This window comes from Sinorhizobium mexicanum (assembly GCF_013488225.1).
GTDB classification, from domain to species: domain Bacteria; phylum Pseudomonadota; class Alphaproteobacteria; order Rhizobiales; family Rhizobiaceae; genus Sinorhizobium; species Sinorhizobium mexicanum.
The window spans coordinates 240,081-259,326 of the sequence record NZ_CP041239.1 but is presented as its reverse complement, the minus strand read 5'-3'; the positions used below and the strand labels follow the sequence as shown (position 1 = coordinate 259,326).

Here is a 19,246-nt window from a genome sequence, read left to right as displayed (position 1 = left end):
CCTGATTTGTGAGCAGATGCGATCGCAATGGAGCTGAACGTAGTTCCAAATCGCCGTCAAATCGGCTTCTTTCAGACGAGGGATCATCTCAGGTCGTTCGTCGAAACCCGCCAGCCGCTCATATGGATCATCGCTCTATTGGTCGGTTTCACGGTAGCGTTCGCTGCCATCCTCTTTCGTGAACTGATTGGAGTGATTCAGCTTCCGTGGCTTGGCACTCGTTCGGAGCGGGTGTTTTCTGCGGCTAGCACATTGTCTTGGTATTGGATAATCGCTGCTCCTATCACGGGCGGCCTCGTTGTTGGGCCGATGCTAATCTGTATGAACGCTAGGCGCGTCGGAACAGTGCCAGACGTTATCGAAGCAGTCATCGACCCTGACCGAAAGCTCGACCTGCGCGACGGCCTCCTGTCATCGATCGTGACGGCCGTGTCGCTCGGGTCCGGGGCTAGTGCAGGTCGCGAAGGACCGGTCGTACATCTTGGCGCTGTCCTGGCAACCGCGATCGCGGCTCGTTCTCAAATGCCGAAATGGAGCCACGAAACGCTACTCGGAGCGGGCGTCGCAAGCGCAATAGCCGCGTCATTCAATGCACCAATTGCTGGCGTGCTCTTCGCGCATGAGGTGATTCTTGGCCACTACGCCAAGCGTGCATTCGTGCCGATAGTCATTGCGTCGACGGCGGGAAGCGTAGTCTCCCGTATATGGTTCGGGAATTCGGTTGCCTTCGCTATCTCCGATTACTCTGTCCGATCTTTGTGGGAGTTTCCGGCGTTTGCATTGCTTGGTCTGTTGGCTGCAATAGTCGCTATGCTGTTTCAATACACGTTGGCACGCGCAGAATCGTTGTCCCGCGACTTGCCGATTCCACTTTGGCTGCAGCCGGTAACGGGAGGGGTGTTACTTGGGGCAATCGCTGTTCCTTTTCCCGAGGTCTTGGGAGTTGGCTACGAGGTAACGGACTTGGCGGTTTCGCAAATGCTACCGCTCGACATCATGCTGGTGTTGATCGTATTGAAGATAATCGCCACAGCCGTTTCTCTTGCTGCCCGATTTGGCGGTGGCGTTTTTTCGCCGGCGCTTTACCTTGGCGCCCTCACAGGCGGCTCATTCGGCGTTGTTTGGGCTTCCGTCGTCCCGGAACTGGCCTCGACAAGCGGCCTCTATGCTATTCTCGGAATGGGCGCCGTTGCCGGCGCCGTTCTCGGTGCGCCGCTCTCATCAACGGTTATCGTCTTTGAACTTACAGGCGGCTACACGCTATCGATAGTGCTCCTGTTTACGGTCTCGCTTTCCCACGGCATCGCGCACGCATTTCTGGGGCGCTCATGGTTTTGCTGGCAGTTACAACAGCGGGGTAGGCATACGCCGATCGCACCGGTCAAATAGACGGCCGTCACGAACCGGCCCACGGGATTTGAGGGTGAAGGCGGCTACCTGGAGATAGACGGGATTGTCATTGACGAAGCGCCGGTGGCTTCGGAACCCGCTCGTGCATCGCGGCCGTTGGCGACGTGGAAACCGGGCTTGTACCTTTCGACGAGTGCCTCCGACTTTTCCCGATCGTCCACCGATACCGAGGCGACCTTAATCTTCCCCGTCTCGTGCTCAAAGCGCCGAATGATCCTTCACCGCTTCCTCTAGCGCCGGCTTCAGTCCGAACAAGCGCTCGTCGACCGCAGCCGGGTTCTCGCGATTGAGCGCGATCATCTGAGCACGGGTCTCGCCGCCCCGGATCACCTCGAACGCCCTGGTTTCGATGCCTCCCGCGATGGCGTCGGCAACAGCGGAGGCTGGCTCACGCGAGAAGCCAAGTTCGGGCCTGGCGCGGTTCGACTTCATCATGGGTGTATCCGTGCCGCCAGGATAGACGGTCAGGACATGGATGCCCTCCCCTTTCAACTCGCGCCGCAGCGCTTCGCCGAAATGGGCAAGTCCCGCCTTGACCGCCGCATAGGTCGCGTAGAACGGCGCACCGACCAGGGCGATGCCGGAGGACACATTCACCACGATGGCGTCACCGCTCTTGCGGAGCACCGGCAACGCCGCCCGCGTCAACAGAATGGGGGCGGTGAGATCGACGTCGATCATGGCCTGCAGATCGGCTTCGTCCGTGTTCTCCAGACGGCCGGCCCTGACGCCGCCGGCATTGTTGACGAGGATGTCGAGGCCGCCGAGGGCGGCAAGAGCCTGTTCGAGCGTCGCGGCGCGGCCTTTGGCGGTCGCGACATCGGCCGCTATGCCATGGATCTCGGCGCTCCCGGTTTGCAGGGACCGAACGGCTTCGGCGACGACTTCCGGGCGGCGTCCGCTAATCGCCACTTTCGCCCCCTTCACCAACAGTACCCGCGCCAGGGCGAGGCCGATGCCGCTTGATCCACCGGTAATGAGGATGCGCTTGCCGGCGATGTTCATGCCTGTTCTCCCAAGAGCTTGTCTTGCGTTCTGATATTGAAATCGCTGGCGTCGTGCCGTTCATGTAGCTGGCTCGACGGGGTGCCGCTCGTGCGATTGACCTTTCGACCACGTGCGACGGCGGGCCGGGCAAAGATCTGGTCGGCCCAGCGGACAACGTTTGCGTAATCCTGCACAGACAGAAACTCTGCCGCATCGTACTGCCAGCCCTTCACGAGCCCGCCGTACCAGGGCCAGATCGCCATGTCGGCGATGGTGTAGTCGGCGCCGGCGACGAACTCGTTGTCGGCTAATCGGCGATCGAGCACGTCGAGCTGGCGCTTAGCCTCCATGGCATAGCGGTTGATAGGGTATTCGAGCTTGGTCGGCGCATAGGCATAGAAATGGCCGAAGCCGCCGCCAAGGAAGGGCGCCGAACCCATCTGCCAGAACAGCCAGGAGAACGTTTCAGCGCGGGCCGGGCGATCCGTCGGCAGGAACGCACCGAACTTTTCGGCGAGGTACACGAGGATAGCGCCGGATTCGAAGACTCGGATTGGCGTCGGCTCGCTGCGGTCCACAAGCGCCGGAATCTTGGAGTTCGGATTGATCTCGACGAACCCGGAGCTGAACTGGTCGCCTTCGCCGATTCTGATCAGCCAGGCATCATATTCGGCGCCACCGTGGCCAAGCGCCAGCAGTTCCTCCAGCATGATCGTGACCTTCTGGCCGTTCGGCGTTCCTTGCGAATAGAGCTGCAGGGGGTGCTTGCCCACGGGTAGTTCCTTCTCGTGGGTCGCGCCGGCGATCGGCCGATTGATGTTGGAGAAGGTGCCGCCGCTGGCCTTCTCCCAGGTCCAGACCTTGGGTGGGATATACTCGCTGCTATCGCTCATGATGTGTTCTCCAGGGAATTACCTACGCTGCAGGCGGGAAATTCGACGGGAAGAGCGCGCGCTTGGTCTCCTCGTCATTGACCTGCTTGAAGGGATGGCCTTTGCCGATGTCACGCGCACGAGCCACGGCAGGTCGGGCATCGACTGTCTCGAACAGGCGCTTGAGGTTCGGGAACGGCGCGAGCGGATCGTCGGCGCCCTTCCTCACACGCGAAGCGCGGTCGAGCCAACCCCAGGCCGAAATGTCGGCGATGGTGTAGGTCTCGCCGACGATGTAGTTCCGATCCTCGAGATGGTCGTTCAAGACCTGGTAATGGCGCTCCGCCTCGCGGCGGTAGCGATTCACCGCATAATCAAGTCCCTCGGGTGCCGCGAACTGGAAATGCACGGCCTGGCCTGAGAACGGGCCGAGGCCAGAGGCGATGAACAGGAGCCAGGATAGCAACTCGGGTCGGTCTTCGGGCGCGCCCAGAAACTTCCCGGTTTTTTCGGCGAGATAGATCAGGATCGCCGTCGAATCGAAGACGCGTGCCTCCTTGCCGCCAGGACCTTCCGTGTCCACGATTGCCGGAACCTTGCCGTTCGGATTGATGGCACGAAACGCCGTCAGGTGCTGCTCGCCCTTGCTGGTGTCGACCGGCACGGCCTCGTAGGGGAGCTCTGCTTCCTCCAGAAAGAGGGCAACCTTCGCTGGATTGGGCGTCGGGTGGAAATAGAAGCGGATCATCGTTCCTCCTTGAGGCAACGTTTCGGATTGCATTTTAGAACGTACGACCTAAAAAGGCATGGACGGGGAGGAATGGCAATATCTTCACGGCGATTTGTGAAAGGATCCGACTTGGCCCGACCGAGAGAATTCTTATTCGGTAATCGTGGGCCGTAGCCGCGTCCTAGGAGATCTGAAACGGCTTCGACCGTGTCTCTGGCGTCGGAGGTTCATTGCACTCTCCTTGATTTCGCTGCGGCCCCTTCGATCGTCTTGAACCACCGCGTGACGTTTGGGAACGGGGCCAGCGGGTTACCTTGCCGTTGGGATTGACGACGCGAAATGAGGGCTAGTGTGCTTCCCCTCGCTCGTGTCGACCGGCACCCACCTCATACGCGCCCAGCGCCAGAAGCGGAGCCTGAACCTTCCCGGAACAAGTGCTATATTAAGCAGCGATAGTCCCCAGGCCTTCTTTGTCCGGCTGGAATAGGCAATGACGACAGCATTCAACTCACGTGTCGAAAGCGACTCCGAAGCGAAGCGCGCGCTGCAAATTATCGAGAGCATGCCCGGCCACGCATGGTCGGCCGACGCCACCGGAAGGTTCACGTATGTCAGTCCAAACACCCTTGCTTTCCTCGGTAACGCGCGCGAAGTTCTTAATACTCCCGACGACGAGGATGAGTTTGGCTGGCGTCGGTTCGTCCATCCCGACGACTATGATCGAGTCGCCGCCAGATGGCGGCATTGCCTCGAAACGGGCGATCACTATGACGCAGAGCATCGTCTGCGCCGCGCCGATGGTGTGTATCGCTGGTTTCGAAACTCAGGACGACCCTCACGCGATAGTCAGGGGCGTATCACCCAATGGTACGGCACGACAATGGACATTGACGACCAGAAGCGGGCCGAGGCGGCGCTGCGCGAGCGGGAGCGGGAACTCTCACAGCTTGTAGACATGGTTCCGAGTCACCTTTGGCGGCTGACGCCGGACGGCGAGCCGACCTTCTTCAACAAGCGCATGGTTGATTTCCTCGGCCTGGACGTAGCGGATACGGACAGGCCGGGAATGAGCCGGCTGGACGCGATTATAGAGACCGTCCACCCGGACGACGCAGCGAAGTTTAGGGACACCGTCAACCGCTGCCTCGTCACCGGCGAGAGTTTCGCTATGCGGTATCGCCTGCGCCGCGCTGACGGCGTCTATCGCTGGATGTCGAGCCGCGCCGAACCATTGCGGGACGAAGACGAGCACATCGTTCAGTGGTACGGCCTCTGCCACGATATTGACGATCAAGTGCACGCAGAAGAGGACTTGCAGAAAAGCGAGCGCCGCTACCGCGACCTGTTCCATTATATGCCGATCGGGCTGACCCAGGTGGACGCCAGCAAGCTCGTTCCCCTGTTCAAGGAGTTGCGGGCGCGAGGTGTAACGGATCTCCAAACCTATATCGACGAGCACCCCGAATTCCTGCCGCGCGCGCTGGAAGCGCTGGAAGTCGAAGAGGTCAACCAGCACACCATCGAAATGTTCGGCGCAAGGAATGCAGAGACGATGCGCGGCCCGATTACCCGCTACTGGCAGCCGGGCATTTCCACCATCCGCCGCTCCATCGAGGCGCGTTATCGCGGTGAGGAGGTTTTCCAGGAAGAGACTAAGGTGGCGCGAATGGACGGCGGCGTCATCGATGTCCTTTTCACGACCGCCCGCCCCGGCGCAGTCGCCGACAAGAGCCTGGTCGGTTTTATGGATATCACGGAGCGCAAGAAAGCCGAGGAGGCCTTGCGCGAGCGGGAGCGCGAGTTCTCGCAGCTCGTGGAGATGGTTCCGAGCCTCATCTGGAGATTGAGTCCGGAGGGAGAGCCCACTTTCCTCAGCAAGCGACTGAGGAATTTTCTCGGCACAGCGATAGCAGATGCGGAGAAGCCTGGCATGGGCCGGCTGGCCGCCATTATAGAGGGCGCCGTCCATCCCGATGATGCGGACAGCCTCAAGCAAGCGCTCAACCATTCCTTCGTCACCGGCGAGCGCTTCTCCAAGAAGTTTCGCCTGCGGCGTGCAGATGGCGTTTATCGCTGGATGGAAGGCAGCGCGGAGCCCCTGCGGGATGAGAGCGGGCGCATCGTTCAGTGGTACGGCCTCTCTCGCGACATAGATGATCAGATGCATGCCGAAGAGGCGCTGTCGCGATTTCGGCAGATGCAATCGGATTTCGCTCACATGAACCGGGTAAGCACGATGGGAGAATTGGCTGCCTCGCTGTCTCACGAAATCACGCAACCGATCGCCAGTGCTCGGAACAATGCCCGCGCAGCCCAGAATTTTCTTGACATACAGCCGCCAGACTTGGGCGAGGTCAGGGAAGCGCTTGCCTGCGTTGTCGGTGATGCCGATCGAGCAGGGGCCATCATCGACCGCATTCGCAAGCAAATGAAGAAGGCGCCGCCGAGAAAAGAGTGCTTTGATCTCAACGCTGCCATCGATGAAGTGATCGCATTAGCGCGAAGCGTAACCACCGAAAAAGCGGTTTCGGTCCAGACCCGGTTTGCCAACGGGTTGCGTCTCGTCGAGGGGGATCGGGTTCAACTACAGCAAGTCATCCTCAACCTGATCCTGAACGCAGTCGAAGCAATCGAGGCGGTCGAGATGGGGCAACGAAAGCTGTTGATCAGCACCGAACAAGACGGCACCGAAATCGTCGTGGCAGTCCGCGACACCGGGCCAGGGATCGATCCGGAGCAGTTGGAGCGCGTTTTCGAGGCGTTCTATACCACCAAGCCCAGCGGAACCGGGATGGGCTTGTCGATATGCCGGTCCATCATCGATGCCCACGGGGGTCGGCTGTGGGCGGAGCCAAACGAGCCTCGCGGCGCTGTATTTCAGTTCACCTTGCCTGGCGCAGAAGCGAGATCATGAATCTCCTGCTTTCGTTCCACCCGCCGTAAGCACTGCGCTAACACACCTCTTGAGATCGTCCTCATCCACTGGCTTGCGCAGATAGCAGACGACACCATTGTTCAGTGCGCGGGCCCGATCGGCATCGTGGGGGTAGGCTGTCACGAGGATTGTCGGAATCCTTCGCTCCGCATCGACAAGGTGTCGGTACAGTTCGAGCCCGGTCATGGCAGGCATGTTGATGTCGGCGATGAGGCAAGCCGTTTCCGTGAGGCGAGGCGATGCGAGGAAATCGGCTGCTGACGGAAAACCCTCGACGGTGTAGCCCAACGACCTCATGAGCCTTTGCAGGGACTCGCGAAAGAATCGATCATCGTCAACGACTGAAACCAATAACTTCTTCATCATGCCGCCTTTGGCAGTTCGCTCAACCGCCGTGTAAGCAGCCCAATAGTGCCCGTCACCCTGGGTGCGGCTCCGTGATCCTTGTGAAGAATGCCACGTGTGCAACGCCAGTGCTCTGTAAACTTTGGCTTATCCCCGGGCGAAGTTGCGCTGCCGCGGGAGGAGGCCGGAGAGGTGTCTCCTCGTGCGTAAACTTTCGTCTATGTCTCCGAATGCTCCAGAAATGGATGAGGCTGTTCAGGTCGAGTGATTGGGATTAGAAATGAGCGGGCGGACCAAATCTGAGAACTGAGACAAAGGCTCTTTTCCGTGATCCTTTGATCCAGGGGGCGGCGATGCTTGATCCAAACTCCACCGTCTTGGTCATAGACGACGATCCGGACCTCAGAGCCTCGGTCGGGCGCTTGTTGCGATCTGTCGGCATCACTGTAGAGATGTTTGGGTCCATAGCTGATTTTCTCGGATCTGATCTACCTGATGGCCCGACCTGCCTGGTGCTCGACGTCAGATTGCCTGGGCAAAGCGGTCTTGATTTGCAGCGCGAGCTGGCTGACGCAAACAGAGAACTCCCGATCATCTTCATCACGGGTCACGGAGATATCCCGATGTCCGTGCAGGCGATGAAGAGGGGAGCCATCGAATTCCTGACCAAGCCGTTCCGCGACCAGGATCTCCTCGATGCGATCCAGCTCGGCCTGTCCCGCGATCGTGTACGGCGGGAAAGTGAGAAGGACCTTGTCGCACTTAGGGAGCGCTTCAGCTCGCTGAGCCCGAGGGAGCGCGAGATCATGATTCAGGTCGCTCATGGCCGCCTGAGCAAACAGATCGCCCATGATATCGGCATCGCCGAAGCCACGGTGAAGGTGCATCGGAGCAGGGCTATGCACAAGATGAAGGCCGGTTCGCTTCCCGAGCTTGGCCGAATGGCGGACAAGCTCAAGCTGCTGCACGACAAGCCGCAACGCTCCTGAGCTGCACAGCTTTCGGCGAGGCCAATCGGATACACCAGGTCATTGTTCGCCGCCATCAACGGTGCATGGCAAAGGTCTTGCGGGGGGACGATCCTCCTTGGGCTGTGCGCGGCCAGCTGAGTGCCTGCATTGCCGCACGACCGCGCGACGGCGTTCCCACGCAATTGATCTCCGCCGCCGAGGTTCGTGGCTATTCCGACGACATCCGCGTTTGGGGCGACTCCTATGCCAGCTATCCCGCTCACCGGCTTGTCGCGTTTCGCAACGAGCGCTTGAAAGCGGCCAGGACTGATCCATCCATAAAGTTGAATGAGCTCAACGCACGCACCCTGTCCGGTGGCGGCAGCAGCGGCGCCTCGACCACGAGGAATCGGGGAACTCATACATTCGCATCGAAGCAAATCCTTGGTGTGTCGACTCGACGCGTCTCAGATGCCGGCGAGCTGCATTCGCCACCCGACTTTCTCTGATTCGCCACGGCCGGAGCTTCCGGCGGGCGCGACGTGCGAACATGAAAAGTCCGACACGTTCGTACTAAATCTAGGTTTACTTGCTGCAACGTATCGATCATTGCGCACCACCCACGTGCAATAGCTCACGGCATGCAAAACCATCAAATTACGAGTAACGAAGTTGCCGCGAATGGCTCTTCCAAGCTCGGGAGGTTGGCATGCGCGCATCAGAATCCACGATGGCTTTGGGTCGCTTGCCCGCTCACCAGACCCCTGCCCCTTTGACGTCAGGCGGTCGCGGCTCGGAGGCCGTCCCAGCCGTTACAGCGACCGACTCGTGGCTGCTTCTTTCAGTCGAAGGCAACGAAGACCGAACCGATCAAAACCCCAGATCAGGTTGGAACGCGGAAGGACCCTTCACCCAGTTGCGTAGGCCGGATGCCTGCGTGGGATGGCATCGTCCCGCTGTCCCGAAGCCGAGCTGATATGGGCATGAGCAACATACGGCTTCTGGACTTGGCAGGCGAGCCGATCTGGCGTATATCGCGACAAGACCTCGACAAGTTGATGACCACTTTGGACGTCACCTTCGTCAGCCTGTCGGAGTGCGCGCTTGCGGCGGGTGCCCACTTGGCGGTTGCCCGCGCGGCAGCCTCCACCATCCACTACTGCCTTCGAGGCGCCGGGTTCATCCTCCTTGACGATGAAACGCCCATACGCCTGACACCGCACACGTTGGTGATCGTCCCGCCTGGGCGGGCGATGACGATCACCGCGACTGAGCACCCGACCGCGCCGCGGAACGCCGGCAAGCACAACAACGGCTGCTTCACACCGGGGTCGTCGCAGCGGCACACCGTCGGGGACGGCTCGCCGACACTGGTGCTTGCGTGCGGGTCGTTCCGAGCCAACTACGGTCCGGCGCTCGACTTGTTCGCCTCCCTTGTAACGCCCATCGTCGAGACGTTCGACGTGCACGACCAGCTCGACCAGGTGATAGCCTACGCAATGGCCGAGCTCGCAGCCCAAGACGTTGGCGGAGGGCCGATTTCGGCGGCGCTGCTGAAAGTCGTTCTGCTCGCATTGCTACGGCGCTGCCTGGTCTCGACGAACGCGTGGGTGGAGCGCTTTTCGATCTTGAGCGATCCGCCGATCGCACGGGCTTTCGCCGAGATGGCCTCGCGCCCGTCCGTGCCGCACACCGTCCAGAGCCTGTCGCACGCCGTCGGTCTCAGCCGCTCAGCTTTCATGGCGCGGTTTTCCGCCGCCTTCGGAGAGTCCCCGATGTCATTGCTCCGCCGCGTGAGGATGCGCCGCGCAGCAGACCTGCTCGCAGCCAACGCGCTGTCTATCGACCAGGTCGCCTTGAAAGCCGGCTACCAGAGCCGGAGCAGCTTCACGCGCACTTTCCGCAGGTACTACGGTAGCGACCCGTCAAAATACCGTGCCAGGGCGCAGCGCACCCTGTTCTCAAGTGTCGCACCGGCCGAAGATGCGATCAAGGAATCCCGTGCAGCCTGACGCCGGCCTTCACTCCGCGAGAGCGTAGGCACTGCCGCGAGCGACCGCGGCGAGGTAGGCCGGCCGCGACTGGAAACGGCGCATCCAGGCTTCGAGGTTTGGATAGCGCGAACGGTCCGCCCGCCGGCCTGCCAACTCTCTGACGAAACTTGGCTGAACGTCAGCGCCGGACAGCTCAGTGCCGAACGGATAGTTACGGGCTCCCGAAGGACCGCCTTCAACTCCTCGACCGCGCCGTTCGTCTGCGCATGGCGTTTGTAGAACTTGATTTCGTAGGGCAGCCCCAATTCCTTGAGCGGCCACAGGATGCGCTGAGACTTCGAGTTGTTCAGGTGGCGGCGCACCACGATCATCGCGGCTCCCCGTTTGCTGTCGGCCATGCCGACATCGCGGGACTCACCGGAGGTGTTCGCCGATCCTCCGGCGGAGCATCTTCAGGTCATGCGCGAACACGCGGATGCCTTCGGCCGGCTTCTCGGTCGCCATCACGTCCTCGTTCATGATCCACCGGAAGGTTGCCTCGTCCATCGGGACCGCGGGCTCCGGGTGTTTTATGTCGACGGCGCCTTCGCTCACGAACCAGTGGCAGATCCCGTCTTCCGCCGTCCGGAGCGAACGCGGCTCCGCGGCAGCCGGCACCAAGACGCGTTTGAGCTCGCCCCGCTCGGACGCAAGCGCGTCCGTGAGGGCCTGGCGCTATCGTAAGCCGATCTCATCCGGCAGCGCCTCGATCTGGGCGGTGGACGCCACTAGCCCCTACTACAGACAAGTCCGGCTCCTGACACGCGCCCTGCCGCTGGTGGCAGCGGAGACGTCCTCGCCCTCAAGGGCGGTACCGCCACCAATCTCTTCATCCGCGACCTGCCGCGTCTTTCCGTCAAAAGCCGAGCTTCGCGAGCCCGGCCTGGATCTCCGGACAGCTCATGAAGAGGCGCCACAGGAGCCCGCTCCGATAGTTCTCGATCATGACAACGATCTGCCCCTGATCGATGGCGAGATAGGAGTCCGCGTACCAATCCACCGCCGGGCTGAATGCATCCCTGAAGCCATACTCGCCCCAGAGCCGGTCGCCTCGCGAAGCGAAGTGGCGTAGCGCCCGCTCGCACTCCGCCGGGGTGTAGGGGAAGGACCCGAGGGCACCGGTCGGAGCAATCACACCGTGATCATGGTCGGGAGCGTGCGCAACGTAGCCATGGATACTGTCGCTCGCGGTCAGCCCCCAGCATTCAGCGCTGTAGCCGTCGAATTTCTTGGGATTGCGGATGCAGTGCGCCTGATTGATGCGCGTGTGGGCGACGTTCTGCTGCCAATAGTCGGCGTAGCGGTCCCGAAGCCGTCGTGGGTCGAGGCCGAGGAACGAATAGTGCGCGAAGAAAAGCGGGCCTCCATGATCGTGTCCGAGGGGCAGCGGTATGCCATCGAAGCTTCGGCCGTTGACGAACGCCTGACCGGCCGCCCAGCCGCGGTGATAGACGCTCGGCTCGATAGGATGCCGTGGGGCGGAAGCCGCCAGGACGAATGCGATCAGGCATTCGTTCCAGCCGCTGATCGCGTGGTCCATCGCCCATCCGTGCACCGGGCTCCAATGCCAAAAGAGCGAGTGGGAGCCGCGCGTGTACCAGTCCCATTCGACGTCCCGCCAGAGCGTATCGATGAGGCTGCGCAAGATGCGCTCCTTGGGTTCCGGGCCTCCGAAATACTGCCGCGCCGAAAGCAGCCCCGCCATCAAATATGCCGTCTCCACGATGTCGCCGCCGTCATCGAGGTGGCTGAAGGAAATCGTTCGGCCGCTGTCGCCATCCATCCAGTGAGGAAAGGCGCCGTGGTGGCGCTCGGCCTCGCCGAGAAAGCACACCATCGTAATCAGGCGATCGAGAGCGACCTGCCGGCCGATCCATCCGCGCCCCACGCCAGCAAGGATCGCCATGATACCGAAACCGGAACCACCGGTCGTGACGACATGGGGTGTCGCGTTGCTCCGCTCTCGCGCCAGGCCGCTCGTCGGATGGCCAAAGTCCCAGAAATATCGGAGCGTCTGCCGCTGCACCGTGTCGAGGATCTCTTCCAAAGGCGCGTCGGAGCGAGGGGCGCCGTGCTTGCGGCCGACGGAGATTCTGGGCGGCGTTTCGATCGCGACCGCGGCGTGCCCGTCCCCGCGGCCGAGCCCGTGCGAGTTCGGTCCTTGATCGGGGGACTGCAAATCGCTCTCAACTCGGAGCGCCGCACGCGGAGATGAAACATCTGCAGCCTCGCTGTATGGCCTTTCCATATCGAAACCTCACAAACATCCCGTGCACGGTGTCGCCGGGGTGATGTGCAGTTTGATGATTTGGAATGCCGCGATCTATTGCACGCGGGTGGCGTGGCATAGCGTCATGGTTCACTGCGCTGAACGTTGGACTACACGCGAAGGACGGTGGATCGAATGCCAGTGGAACCACCACTGCTAGCGCGGCTTCGGCTCAGCAGTGGTGCGGCTCGTGCGTAAACTTTGGTCTATGCCTCCGAATGCTCCAGAAATGGATGAGGCTGTTCAGGTCGAATGATTGGGATTAGAAATGAGCGGGCGGACCAAATCTGAGAACTGAGACAAAGGCTCTTTTCCGTGATCCTTTGATCCAGGGGGCGGCGATGCTTGATCCAAACTCCACCGTCTTGGTCATAGACGACGATCCGGACCTCAGAGCCTCGGTCGGGCGCTTGTTGCGATCTGTCGGCATCACTGTAGAGATGTTTGGGTCCATAGCTGATTTTCTCGGATCTGATCTACCTGATGGCCCGACCTGCCTGGTGCTCGACGTCAGATTGCCTGGGCAAAGCGGTCTTGATTTGCAGCGCGAGCTGGCTGACGCAAACAGAGAACTCCCGATCATCTTCATCACGGGTCACGGAGATATCCCGATGTCCGTGCAGGCGATGAAGAGGGGAGCCATCGAATTCCTGACCAAGCCGTTCCGCGACCAGGATCTCCTCGATGCGATCCAGCTCGGCCTGTCCCGCGATCGTGTACGGCGGGAAAGTGAGAAGGACCTTGTCGCACTTAGGGAGCGCTTCAGCTCGCTGAGCCCGAGGGAGCGCGAGATCATGATTCAGGTCGCTCATGGCCGCCTGAGCAAACAGATCGCCCATGATATCGGCATCGCCGAAGCCACGGTGAAGGTGCATCGGAGCAGGGCTATGCACAAGATGAAGGCCGGTTCGCTTCCCGAGCTTGGCCGAATGGCGGACAAGCTCAAGCTGCTGCACGACAAGCCGCAACGCTCCTGAGCTGCACAGCTTTCGGCGAGGCCAATCGGATACACCAGGTCATTGTTCGCCGCCATCAACGGTGCATGGCAAAGGTCTTGCGGGGGGACGATCCTCCTTGGGCTGTGCGCGGCCAGCTGAGTGCCTGCATTGCCGCACGACCGCGCGACGGCGTTCCCACGCAATTGATCTCCGCCGCCGAGGTTCGTGGCTATTCCGACGACATCCGCGTTTGGGGCGACTCCTATGCCAGCTATCCCGCTCACCGGCTTGTCGCGTTTCGCAACGAGCGCTTGAATGCGGCCAGGACTGATCCATCCATAAAGTTGAATGAGCTCAACGCACGCACCCTGTCCGGTGGCGGCAGCAGCGGCGCCTCGACCACGAGGAATCGGGGAACTCATACATTCGCATCGAAGCAAATCCTTGGTGTGTCGACTCGACGCGTCTCAGATGCCGGCGAGCTGCATTCGCCACCCGACTTTCTCTGATTCGCCACGGCCGGAGCTTCCGGCGGGCGCGACGTGCGAACATGAAAAGTCCGACACGTTCGTACTAAATCTAGGTTTACTTGCTGCAACGTATCGATCATTGCGCACCACCCACGTGCAATAGCTCACGGCATGCAAAACCATCAAATTACGAGTAACGAAGTTGCCGCGAATGGCTCTTCCAAGCTCGGGAGGTTGGCATGCGCGCATCAGAATCCACGATGGCTTTGGGTCGCTTGCCCGCTCACCAGACCCCTGCCCCTTTGACGTCAGGCGGTCGCGGCTCGGAGGCCGTCCCAGCCGTTACAGCGACCGACTCGCGGCTGCTTCTTTCGTCCATCGTTCACGATTTCAACAACCTACTGACGCCAATCGTCACTATCCTGGAGGAACTGCAAGCTCGACACGTAGGTACGTCCAGGCAGTTGAAGAAGATCGATGGGGCAATTTACTGCGCATTTTGCGCCAAAGTGCTCGCTCGGCAACTTCTCGATTTTGTCAATCCGCGGCCGGTAAGCCTAGAGCCTGTGCAGATTCGCCAGCTGCTTGAGCCGCTCGAGACGGCTCTCGTGAGTACCCTCTCTCCAGATATCAGGCTCAAATTAGACATCGCCGAAGAGCTCCCGCCTGCCTTCATCGACCGCCAACTCGTCGAGCGCGCGCTACTCAACCTGGTTCTCAACGCGCGCGACGCTATGCCCGAAGGCGGCGACCTCACCATCACAGCGGCGTTGGAGTTTCCGCCTGCCTCTCACCCAGGCGGACCCGAGCGAATGATCCGCCTTTCTGTCGCCGACTGCGGGTTGGGGATGGATGACCAGACGCTGAAGATGGCGGGACAGCCGAATTTCTCGACGAGGACCAATGGCACCGGTCTTGGCCTCGCGACCGTCAAGCAACTGATGGAAAGTTTGGGTGGTGGACTCTCAATAACAAGCGCTCCTCGGCGGGGCACGACGATCGATCTTTGGATGCCGGCACTGTTGGCCGGCTTTGCCGACTGAGGGCTGCCTGGACAGGAAAGGAACAACTAGGATGAAACTCCGCGCTTTAGTCGCAGGCTGGGTATCCGTAGTTCGCGATTTCGTAGCTCCACGATACCGACCCGAGCTCCACTACATGCGCGGCCCAGGCCCAGCCCTGGCACGATGTGCTGTGAAGGTCCAATCGAGACGCGAGCTGGAGATCCTGCGGGCCCCGCCCCGACATCGTTGACCTCCGCGAGCCAGGCGCAAGCCGCGAAAACGTGCCTTGCACCGTACAGTCGGTCACATCGGAATGCCGACCGACAGACGCCCGAAGGCCTTGCATCATCAGGCCGATCGGTGACTGGAAAACCCGGGAGAACGTTATGCACTGCTCACGCGTCGTATCTTTCACGAGTGCCGCCGCTTTGGCCTGTCTTGCCATTTCCTCGCTCACAGTGTCTCCCGCCGGTGCGCATGAAGCACCGACCGGATGGACTTATCCTTGGGCCTGCTGCTCCAACCTGGATTGCCAGGAGGTCGATGCCAAGGCGATCAGCGAAAAGCCGCAAGGCTATGTCATCCAGAGTACCGGCGAAGTTGTCGCCTATGGCGACAAACGCGTGAAGAACTCGCCGGACGGCGAGTATCACTGGTGCGCTCACCAGGCCGGCATGAATGCCGGCCACACCATCTGCCTTTTCGTGCCACCGAAGGGGTTTTGAGCCATGGACGCCGCTCTCGAGCAGGTCGCTTTTGGGCGCACGGGCAGGCGCGGCGACTCCCGCGTGCGATCCGTCATGCAAACGGACTTGCAAAGTCACGGTGTGATGCTCCAACGACTGTCTCGGCATGGGCCAGTGGTCGCCGCCATGCACGAGGCGCTCGACCGCGCCGGCGCCGGCGGCAGCCGCAACATCTCCGGCACCAGCCACTACCACTTGCTGCTCGAGCGCGAGCTTGCCGACCCGCACGGCAAGGAAGCGGCGCTGCTGTTCACCTCGGGCTACGTCTCCAACTGGACGACGCTCGGCTCGCTCGGCGCACAGTTGCCCGGCGCGGTGATCTTTTCGAAGGAGAAGAGCCATGCCTCGATGATCGAGGGCATCCGCCACAGCCTTCGCGCTGGCCCCGGCCTCCGTTTAGCCCGCCCAGAGCGCACCGAGCGATGAACGATCGACTCTCAGCACTCAGACTGTTTGTCCGCGCCGCGCGCGTCGGCAACTTCTCCCGTGCCGGCCGCGAGCTCGGCCTGTCGCAGCCGTCTGCATCCCGGCTGATCGCCGCGCTCGAGGAGGAGGTCGGCGCGACGCTCTTCAGCCGCAGCACGCGAGCGGTGACGCTGACCGAGGCCGGCGCGACGTACCTAATACGCGTCGAGGCGATCCTGGCGGCGCTCGACGGGGCCGACCACGAGGCGCGCGGAACGGGAGAGTTGCGCGGCTCGCTCCGCGTCGGCACGTCGTCATGTTTCGTGCTCAGGGAAATCATCCCGCGGCTTCCCACGTTTATGAAGCAGCACCCAGCGCTGAAGATCGAGCTCCTGGCGAACGACCGCTACCAAGACCTCGTCACCGAGGGCATCGACGTGGCGTTCCGGTTCGGCGCCCTGCCCGACTCGAGCGCGACGGCGCGCAAACTCATCTACCTGCCGAGGATACTCATGGCCTCCCCAGACTACCTGCGGGAGCGCGGCACGCCCACGATGCCGTCGGACCTCGCACACCACTCGATGATCATCGGTCCGGCGCATCCATCGCCGACTTTCTCCTTCCGTAAGGACGGCCGCGTCACTTCCGTGCGCATTGACAGCCAGCTCGCTATCACCATCAACGAAGGCGCCACGGCAAGCGCCGTCGCCGGGCTGGGGATCGCCGCGTCCAGCGAAAACAGCGCGCGGGCAGAGCTCAAGGCCGGGCAGCTCGTGCGGGTGCTGCCTGACTGGGATTTCGGCTCGATGGAAGTGAATGCGCTCTTCGTCAGCGGAAAGACCATAAAACCCGCCGCGCGGGCATTTACCGACTTCTTCCTCAGGGAGCTCCGTGCTGCTTAGCACGGCTCCGGCCAGGGCATCGCCGTGACAGCGCGGCATTCCCCGCAGCTATTGATAGAATACCTTTACCCCACCCGCGCCAAAACCTAGCGCTTGCACAAGCTAGCACCCCCAACCGGCCGCCGTCGCGCTGGAGGTTCTCCGCGCGCTTCGGTGCGGTGTGCGATAGCGAAATACCCAAAGAGGTCTTGCCCAGCGTCGCATAAACCCGCCTGCGTCATCGCATGGTCATGCTGGAGGCGCGCCCATCAGGCGGCCGCTCGACGAGCGCATCTGAAAACCAAAATGCAACTGTAATGCTAGATGTACTCCACCGGGAGATGTCATCGCGATCGACTTCAAGGCAATGCTGCCTCGAGCATAGACGGACGCGGGCCGATCTTCGCCACACCCGGCGGACCCAAAATCGTTCCATGAAGCCCCTCGACGAGATCACGGCGCTCACTGATTGCTGCGATACAGTGCTTCATGAAGGCGCATATCCGACCTGACTTGCGGATATCCGGATGGGTCAATAGCCACAGCTCATTATTAAGCCTTGGTTCGATCGCCCCAATGCGTATGAGATCCGGTGAGAGGTCGCCAAGCATACAAGGTAAATAGCCCACCCCTAGACCCGCGGCGACAGCCGCCGCCGCGCCGGCGACCGAATCCGTCTGGTAGGCAATATTGTCGTGGTGCACGCGTTCCTCGACGAATTTGCAGGCTTTGAGACCGGATAGCTTCCCGCTGTAAGACACCCATTGGCGATCATAAAGCGCGTCTGGGCCAGGCCAGGACGAAACAGAGTTCGGAAGCCCGACATACGGGGCCCAGGCAATTGTAGCGACTTTCCGGCCGAAGAGGTTTTCAGGCGGATTGTCGGTAGCCCTGACCGCGACATCCGACTCCCCTCGCGCCAGATTCAACGAGCTGTTTCCAACGGTCACGTCCACTCTGATCGCAGGGTTTTGCGCCTTGAACGAAGCAATGATCGGCGTGAGAAGATACAACAGGATGAAATCGCTTGTCGTGATGCGCAAATCGCCGACTTCGCCCTGCACATGACCGGAGACCCGACGGGCGACACTGACCACGTCCAACTCGACGCGCTCGGCGAGCGCCATCAATTCTTCCCCCTGGGCAGTGGTCACATATCCCGTTCGGCGTCGATCGAAGAGAGTGACGCCGAGGCTTTCCTCGACCTTGGACAATCGTCGCCCGATGGTCGAACTGTTGACACCGAGCATCTCGGCCGCAGCGGCGAGAGCCCCATTCTTGCCGACAGCGCGTATGATGCGAAGATCATCCAAGCAAAGCTTTGAGATGGGATTGCTCACGGCGCCCTTCCATTCGACTAGACCTCACGAACCATCGGCAACCCGCAAATGGGTAATGCGACGACGCACACGGACCAACCCCCGATGTCGTCACCGCAACCCTCCCAAATCGGTTGATGGAGGCGCGCCCAGGCTTCCGTAGAGTCTGATCATGCTGACGCTGCAGTCGATCGCGAGCTCCAACTCGATTTCGAGGCCGGTGGTCTGGATCAGGAGCGTATCCTTGGCGTGGTGCTTGGTCATTGGACGACATCCTTCCGGATGATGCGGGCATTGAAGTTCGATGGAGATGATGCCTTGAGCTTCCGGACTTCGCGCCGCGCATTCTCGATGGCGTCGTAGGTGTTCCAGTACGACCAGAACTTGTCGTGGGAATACGTGACCTCTACGTCGTAGCCTGTCCCGCTCGTGTCATCAGTCAAGCGGACTTCAATAGCCTCGCCCATCACGCCATCTCCTGATTGATCTTCGAGTGCGTTGGCTCGCAAAAATGACCAATTCGTCCAAGACGCGCTAGACCGTAAAAATGAGTTTGAGTTATTCAAACGGATCATGAATGACCCGCAGTGTCCAGCGCGCTTCTCGCCGTTCTCGTGAGGCATCATCATTGCCGTCACCGCGTTCGCACAGGGTTGTGGCGTCGCCGCCGCCCTCTTTTGCATTGAACCCGAACACTTTGCATCGTTTCCGCAGTTGGCGAAGTGGCTGGCGCGCTCGATGGGCGAGTGGAGACGAGAGTGCGACCCAGCGGAGAGGCTCATCGCTACGACGACGAAGACCGCGAGGAATAAGGCGACAAGCTTGCGCGCCGACCAGCGTTTCACGCCAATGGAAAAGATGACGCTAAATGCCGCGAACACAACCCGCGACGACCTTTGGCCTTATCCGGACGCCCGCGTCGTGGACAGCAGCTCCACGACGCGGGCGAAGA

20 protein-coding genes and 4 pseudogenes are annotated in these 19,246 nt (G+C 61.0%); 14 read left to right on the top strand and 10 right to left on the bottom strand.

All coding sequences use genetic code 11. From position 1 onward, the window contains the following. Positions 1-27: 27 nt before the first annotated feature. Entirely contained in the window at positions 28-1,389 is a 1,362-nt protein-coding gene (locus FKV68_RS21295) for a chloride channel protein (protein WP_180941626.1), read from the top strand. A 219-nt stretch (positions 1,390-1,608) separates the two neighbouring features. Here the strand turns inward: FKV68_RS21295 and FKV68_RS21290 are convergent, their stop codons facing one another. Genes FKV68_RS21290 through FKV68_RS21280 form a run of 3 tightly spaced genes read right to left on the bottom strand, consistent with a single transcriptional unit; the run spans position 1,609 to position 4,017 of the window. After that, positions 1,609-2,415 carry an SDR family NAD(P)-dependent oxidoreductase gene (locus tag FKV68_RS21290; RefSeq protein ID WP_180941625.1) on the bottom strand — a complete coding sequence of 269 codons (807 nt, stop codon included), beginning with the start codon at positions 2,413-2,415 and terminating at the stop codon, positions 1,609-1,611. After that, positions 2,412-3,290 (bottom strand): glutathione-dependent disulfide-bond oxidoreductase, encoded by an 879-nt coding sequence (yghU, locus tag FKV68_RS21285; RefSeq protein WP_180941624.1) that lies wholly within the window; start codon positions 3,288-3,290, stop codon positions 2,412-2,414. The genes FKV68_RS21290 and yghU overlap by 4 nt, the downstream gene beginning before the upstream one ends. A 22-nt stretch (positions 3,291-3,312) precedes the next feature. Next, positions 3,313-4,017 (bottom strand): glutathione S-transferase family protein, encoded by a 705-nt coding sequence (locus FKV68_RS21280; protein WP_180941623.1) that lies wholly within the window; start codon positions 4,015-4,017, stop codon positions 3,313-3,315. A gap of 505 nt (positions 4,018-4,522) precedes the next feature. On the opposite strand from FKV68_RS21280, the pseudogene FKV68_RS21275 reads away from it, so the two are divergent. Both FKV68_RS21275 and FKV68_RS33790 read left to right on the top strand, forming a co-directional pair. Further along, positions 4,523-6,181: pseudogene (locus FKV68_RS21275) on the top strand (PAS domain-containing protein); the annotation flags it as partial. Next, the gene (locus tag FKV68_RS33790; RefSeq protein ID WP_425347646.1) at positions 6,161-6,913 is read left to right on the top strand and encodes a sensor histidine kinase; all 753 of its coding nucleotides are present in this window, start codon (positions 6,161-6,163) and stop codon (positions 6,911-6,913) included. The pseudogene FKV68_RS21275 and the gene FKV68_RS33790, both read left to right, overlap by 21 nt. Here FKV68_RS33790 and FKV68_RS21270 read toward each other — a convergent pair. Continuing rightward, the gene (locus FKV68_RS21270) at positions 6,908-7,300 is read right to left on the bottom strand and encodes a response regulator transcription factor (protein WP_180941621.1); all 393 of its coding nucleotides are present in this window, start codon (positions 7,298-7,300) and stop codon (positions 6,908-6,910) included. The two genes, FKV68_RS33790 and FKV68_RS21270, sit on opposite strands and share 6 nt — an antisense overlap. Before the next feature lie 332 nt (positions 7,301-7,632). Between FKV68_RS21270 and FKV68_RS21265 the strand changes: the two genes are divergently transcribed. The 3 genes from FKV68_RS21265 to FKV68_RS21255 all read left to right on the top strand — a co-directional run bounded on the left by FKV68_RS21265 (position 7,633) and on the right by FKV68_RS21255 (position 10,241). Then, entirely contained in the window at positions 7,633-8,268 is a 636-nt protein-coding gene (locus FKV68_RS21265) for a response regulator transcription factor (RefSeq protein ID WP_180941616.1), read from the top strand. Positions 8,269-8,333: 65 nt separating this feature from the next. Beyond that, a complete protein-coding gene (locus tag FKV68_RS21260; protein ID WP_180941620.1) occupies positions 8,334-8,738 on the top strand; it encodes a hypothetical protein in 405 nt (134 codons plus the stop codon). Between the two features lie 474 nt (positions 8,739-9,212). Then, complete coding sequence (locus FKV68_RS21255; RefSeq protein WP_180941619.1) at positions 9,213-10,241, top strand: AraC family transcriptional regulator; 1,029 nt, start codon at positions 9,213-9,215, stop codon at positions 10,239-10,241. Positions 10,242-10,250: 9 nt separating this feature from the next. Here FKV68_RS21255 and FKV68_RS33205 read toward each other — a convergent pair. Together FKV68_RS33205 and FKV68_RS33785 are read right to left on the bottom strand one after the other, a co-directional pair. Beyond that, positions 10,251-10,591: pseudogene (locus tag FKV68_RS33205) on the bottom strand (glutathione S-transferase family protein). Between the two features lie 46 nt (positions 10,592-10,637). After that, complete coding sequence (locus FKV68_RS33785) at positions 10,638-10,883, bottom strand: transaldolase family protein (protein ID WP_180941618.1); 246 nt, start codon at positions 10,881-10,883, stop codon at positions 10,638-10,640. A 97-nt stretch (positions 10,884-10,980) separates the two neighbouring features. Between FKV68_RS33785 and FKV68_RS33200 the strand changes: the two are divergent. Continuing rightward, positions 10,981-11,120: pseudogene (locus tag FKV68_RS33200) on the top strand (nucleotidyl transferase AbiEii/AbiGii toxin family protein); the annotation flags it as partial. On the opposite strand, the gene FKV68_RS21245 reads toward FKV68_RS33200, so the two are convergent. After that, positions 11,119-12,441, bottom strand: a complete 1,323-nt coding sequence (locus FKV68_RS21245) for a glucoamylase family protein (RefSeq protein WP_245182066.1) — start codon at positions 12,439-12,441, stop codon at positions 11,119-11,121. The pseudogene FKV68_RS33200 and the gene FKV68_RS21245 overlap by 2 nt on opposite strands. A 431-nt stretch (positions 12,442-12,872) precedes the next feature. Here FKV68_RS21245 and FKV68_RS21240 point away from each other — a divergent pair, with 431 nt between their 5' ends. From FKV68_RS21240 to FKV68_RS21215, 7 genes and pseudogenes are all read left to right on the top strand, one after another. Next, the gene (locus tag FKV68_RS21240) at positions 12,873-13,508 is read left to right on the top strand and encodes a response regulator transcription factor (protein WP_180941616.1); all 636 of its coding nucleotides are present in this window, start codon (positions 12,873-12,875) and stop codon (positions 13,506-13,508) included. Between the two features lie 65 nt (positions 13,509-13,573). Next, positions 13,574-13,978, top strand: a complete 405-nt coding sequence (locus FKV68_RS21235) for a hypothetical protein (protein ID WP_180941615.1) — start codon at positions 13,574-13,576, stop codon at positions 13,976-13,978. A gap of 200 nt (positions 13,979-14,178) precedes the next feature. Beyond that, a complete protein-coding gene (locus tag FKV68_RS21230) occupies positions 14,179-14,982 on the top strand; it encodes an ATP-binding protein (protein ID WP_245181755.1) in 804 nt (267 codons plus the stop codon). A gap of 31 nt (positions 14,983-15,013) precedes the next feature. Beyond that, positions 15,014-15,193, top strand: a complete 180-nt coding sequence (locus FKV68_RS33195; RefSeq protein ID WP_245181757.1) for a hypothetical protein — start codon at positions 15,014-15,016, stop codon at positions 15,191-15,193. 136 nt (positions 15,194-15,329) lie between these two features. Continuing rightward, positions 15,330-15,668, top strand: coding sequence for a hypothetical protein (locus FKV68_RS21225; RefSeq protein WP_180941614.1), 339 nt, complete (start codon positions 15,330-15,332; stop codon positions 15,666-15,668). Between the two features lie 106 nt (positions 15,669-15,774). Then, positions 15,775-16,061: pseudogene (locus FKV68_RS21220) on the top strand (aminotransferase class I/II-fold pyridoxal phosphate-dependent enzyme); the annotation flags it as partial. A 50-nt stretch (positions 16,062-16,111) separates the two neighbouring features. Beyond that, the gene (locus tag FKV68_RS21215) at positions 16,112-16,996 is read left to right on the top strand and encodes a LysR family transcriptional regulator (RefSeq protein WP_180941613.1); all 885 of its coding nucleotides are present in this window, start codon (positions 16,112-16,114) and stop codon (positions 16,994-16,996) included. Positions 16,997-17,334: 338 nt separating this feature from the next. On the opposite strand, the gene FKV68_RS21210 is transcribed toward FKV68_RS21215, so the two are convergent. The 3 genes from FKV68_RS21210 to FKV68_RS21200 all read right to left on the bottom strand — a co-directional run bounded on the left by FKV68_RS21210 (position 17,335) and on the right by FKV68_RS21200 (position 19,175). Then, complete coding sequence (locus tag FKV68_RS21210; protein WP_180941612.1) at positions 17,335-18,315, bottom strand: LysR family transcriptional regulator; 981 nt, start codon at positions 18,313-18,315, stop codon at positions 17,335-17,337. Between the two features lie 90 nt (positions 18,316-18,405). Then, positions 18,406-18,558, bottom strand: a complete 153-nt coding sequence (locus FKV68_RS21205; RefSeq protein WP_180941611.1) for a hypothetical protein — start codon at positions 18,556-18,558, stop codon at positions 18,406-18,408. Continuing rightward, positions 18,555-19,175: a hypothetical protein gene (locus FKV68_RS21200; protein ID WP_180941964.1), complete on the bottom strand. Its 621-nt coding sequence runs from the start codon at positions 19,173-19,175 to the stop codon at positions 18,555-18,557. Before FKV68_RS21200 ends, FKV68_RS21205 begins: the two co-directional genes overlap by 4 nt. Between the last annotated feature and the right edge of the window lie 71 nt (positions 19,176-19,246).

Excerpts from the sequence above, each read along its gene's own strand:
- FKV68_RS21290 (WP_180941625.1), bottom strand. The coding sequence starts at position 2,415 with ATGAACATCGCCGGCAAGCGCATCCTCATTACCGGTGGATCAAGCGGC.
- FKV68_RS33790 (WP_425347646.1), top strand. The coding sequence starts at position 6,161 with ATGCATGCCGAAGAGGCGCTGTCGCGATTTCGGCAGATGCAATCGGAT.
- FKV68_RS21205 (WP_180941611.1), bottom strand. The coding sequence starts at position 18,558 with ATGACCAAGCACCACGCCAAGGATACGCTCCTGATCCAGACCACCGGC.
- FKV68_RS33195 (WP_245181757.1), top strand. The coding sequence starts at position 15,014 with ATGAAACTCCGCGCTTTAGTCGCAGGCTGGGTATCCGTAGTTCGCGAT.
- FKV68_RS21295 (WP_180941626.1), top strand. The coding sequence starts at position 28 with ATGGAGCTGAACGTAGTTCCAAATCGCCGTCAAATCGGCTTCTTTCAG.
- FKV68_RS21255 (WP_180941619.1), top strand. The coding sequence starts at position 9,213 with ATGAGCAACATACGGCTTCTGGACTTGGCAGGCGAGCCGATCTGGCGT.
- FKV68_RS21280 (WP_180941623.1), bottom strand. The coding sequence starts at position 4,017 with ATGATCCGCTTCTATTTCCACCCGACGCCCAATCCAGCGAAGGTTGCC.
- FKV68_RS21270 (WP_180941621.1), bottom strand. The coding sequence starts at position 7,300 with ATGATGAAGAAGTTATTGGTTTCAGTCGTTGACGATGATCGATTCTTT.
- FKV68_RS21260 (WP_180941620.1), top strand. The coding sequence starts at position 8,334 with ATGGCAAAGGTCTTGCGGGGGGACGATCCTCCTTGGGCTGTGCGCGGC.
- FKV68_RS21265 (WP_180941616.1), top strand. The coding sequence starts at position 7,633 with ATGCTTGATCCAAACTCCACCGTCTTGGTCATAGACGACGATCCGGAC.
- FKV68_RS21225 (WP_180941614.1), top strand. The coding sequence starts at position 15,330 with ATGCACTGCTCACGCGTCGTATCTTTCACGAGTGCCGCCGCTTTGGCC.
- FKV68_RS21240 (WP_180941616.1), top strand. The coding sequence starts at position 12,873 with ATGCTTGATCCAAACTCCACCGTCTTGGTCATAGACGACGATCCGGAC.
- FKV68_RS21230 (WP_245181755.1), top strand. The coding sequence starts at position 14,179 with ATGCGCGCATCAGAATCCACGATGGCTTTGGGTCGCTTGCCCGCTCAC.
- FKV68_RS21215 (WP_180941613.1), top strand. The coding sequence starts at position 16,112 with ATGAACGATCGACTCTCAGCACTCAGACTGTTTGTCCGCGCCGCGCGC.
- yghU (WP_180941624.1), bottom strand. The coding sequence starts at position 3,290 with ATGAGCGATAGCAGCGAGTATATCCCACCCAAGGTCTGGACCTGGGAG.
- FKV68_RS21235 (WP_180941615.1), top strand. The coding sequence starts at position 13,574 with ATGGCAAAGGTCTTGCGGGGGGACGATCCTCCTTGGGCTGTGCGCGGC.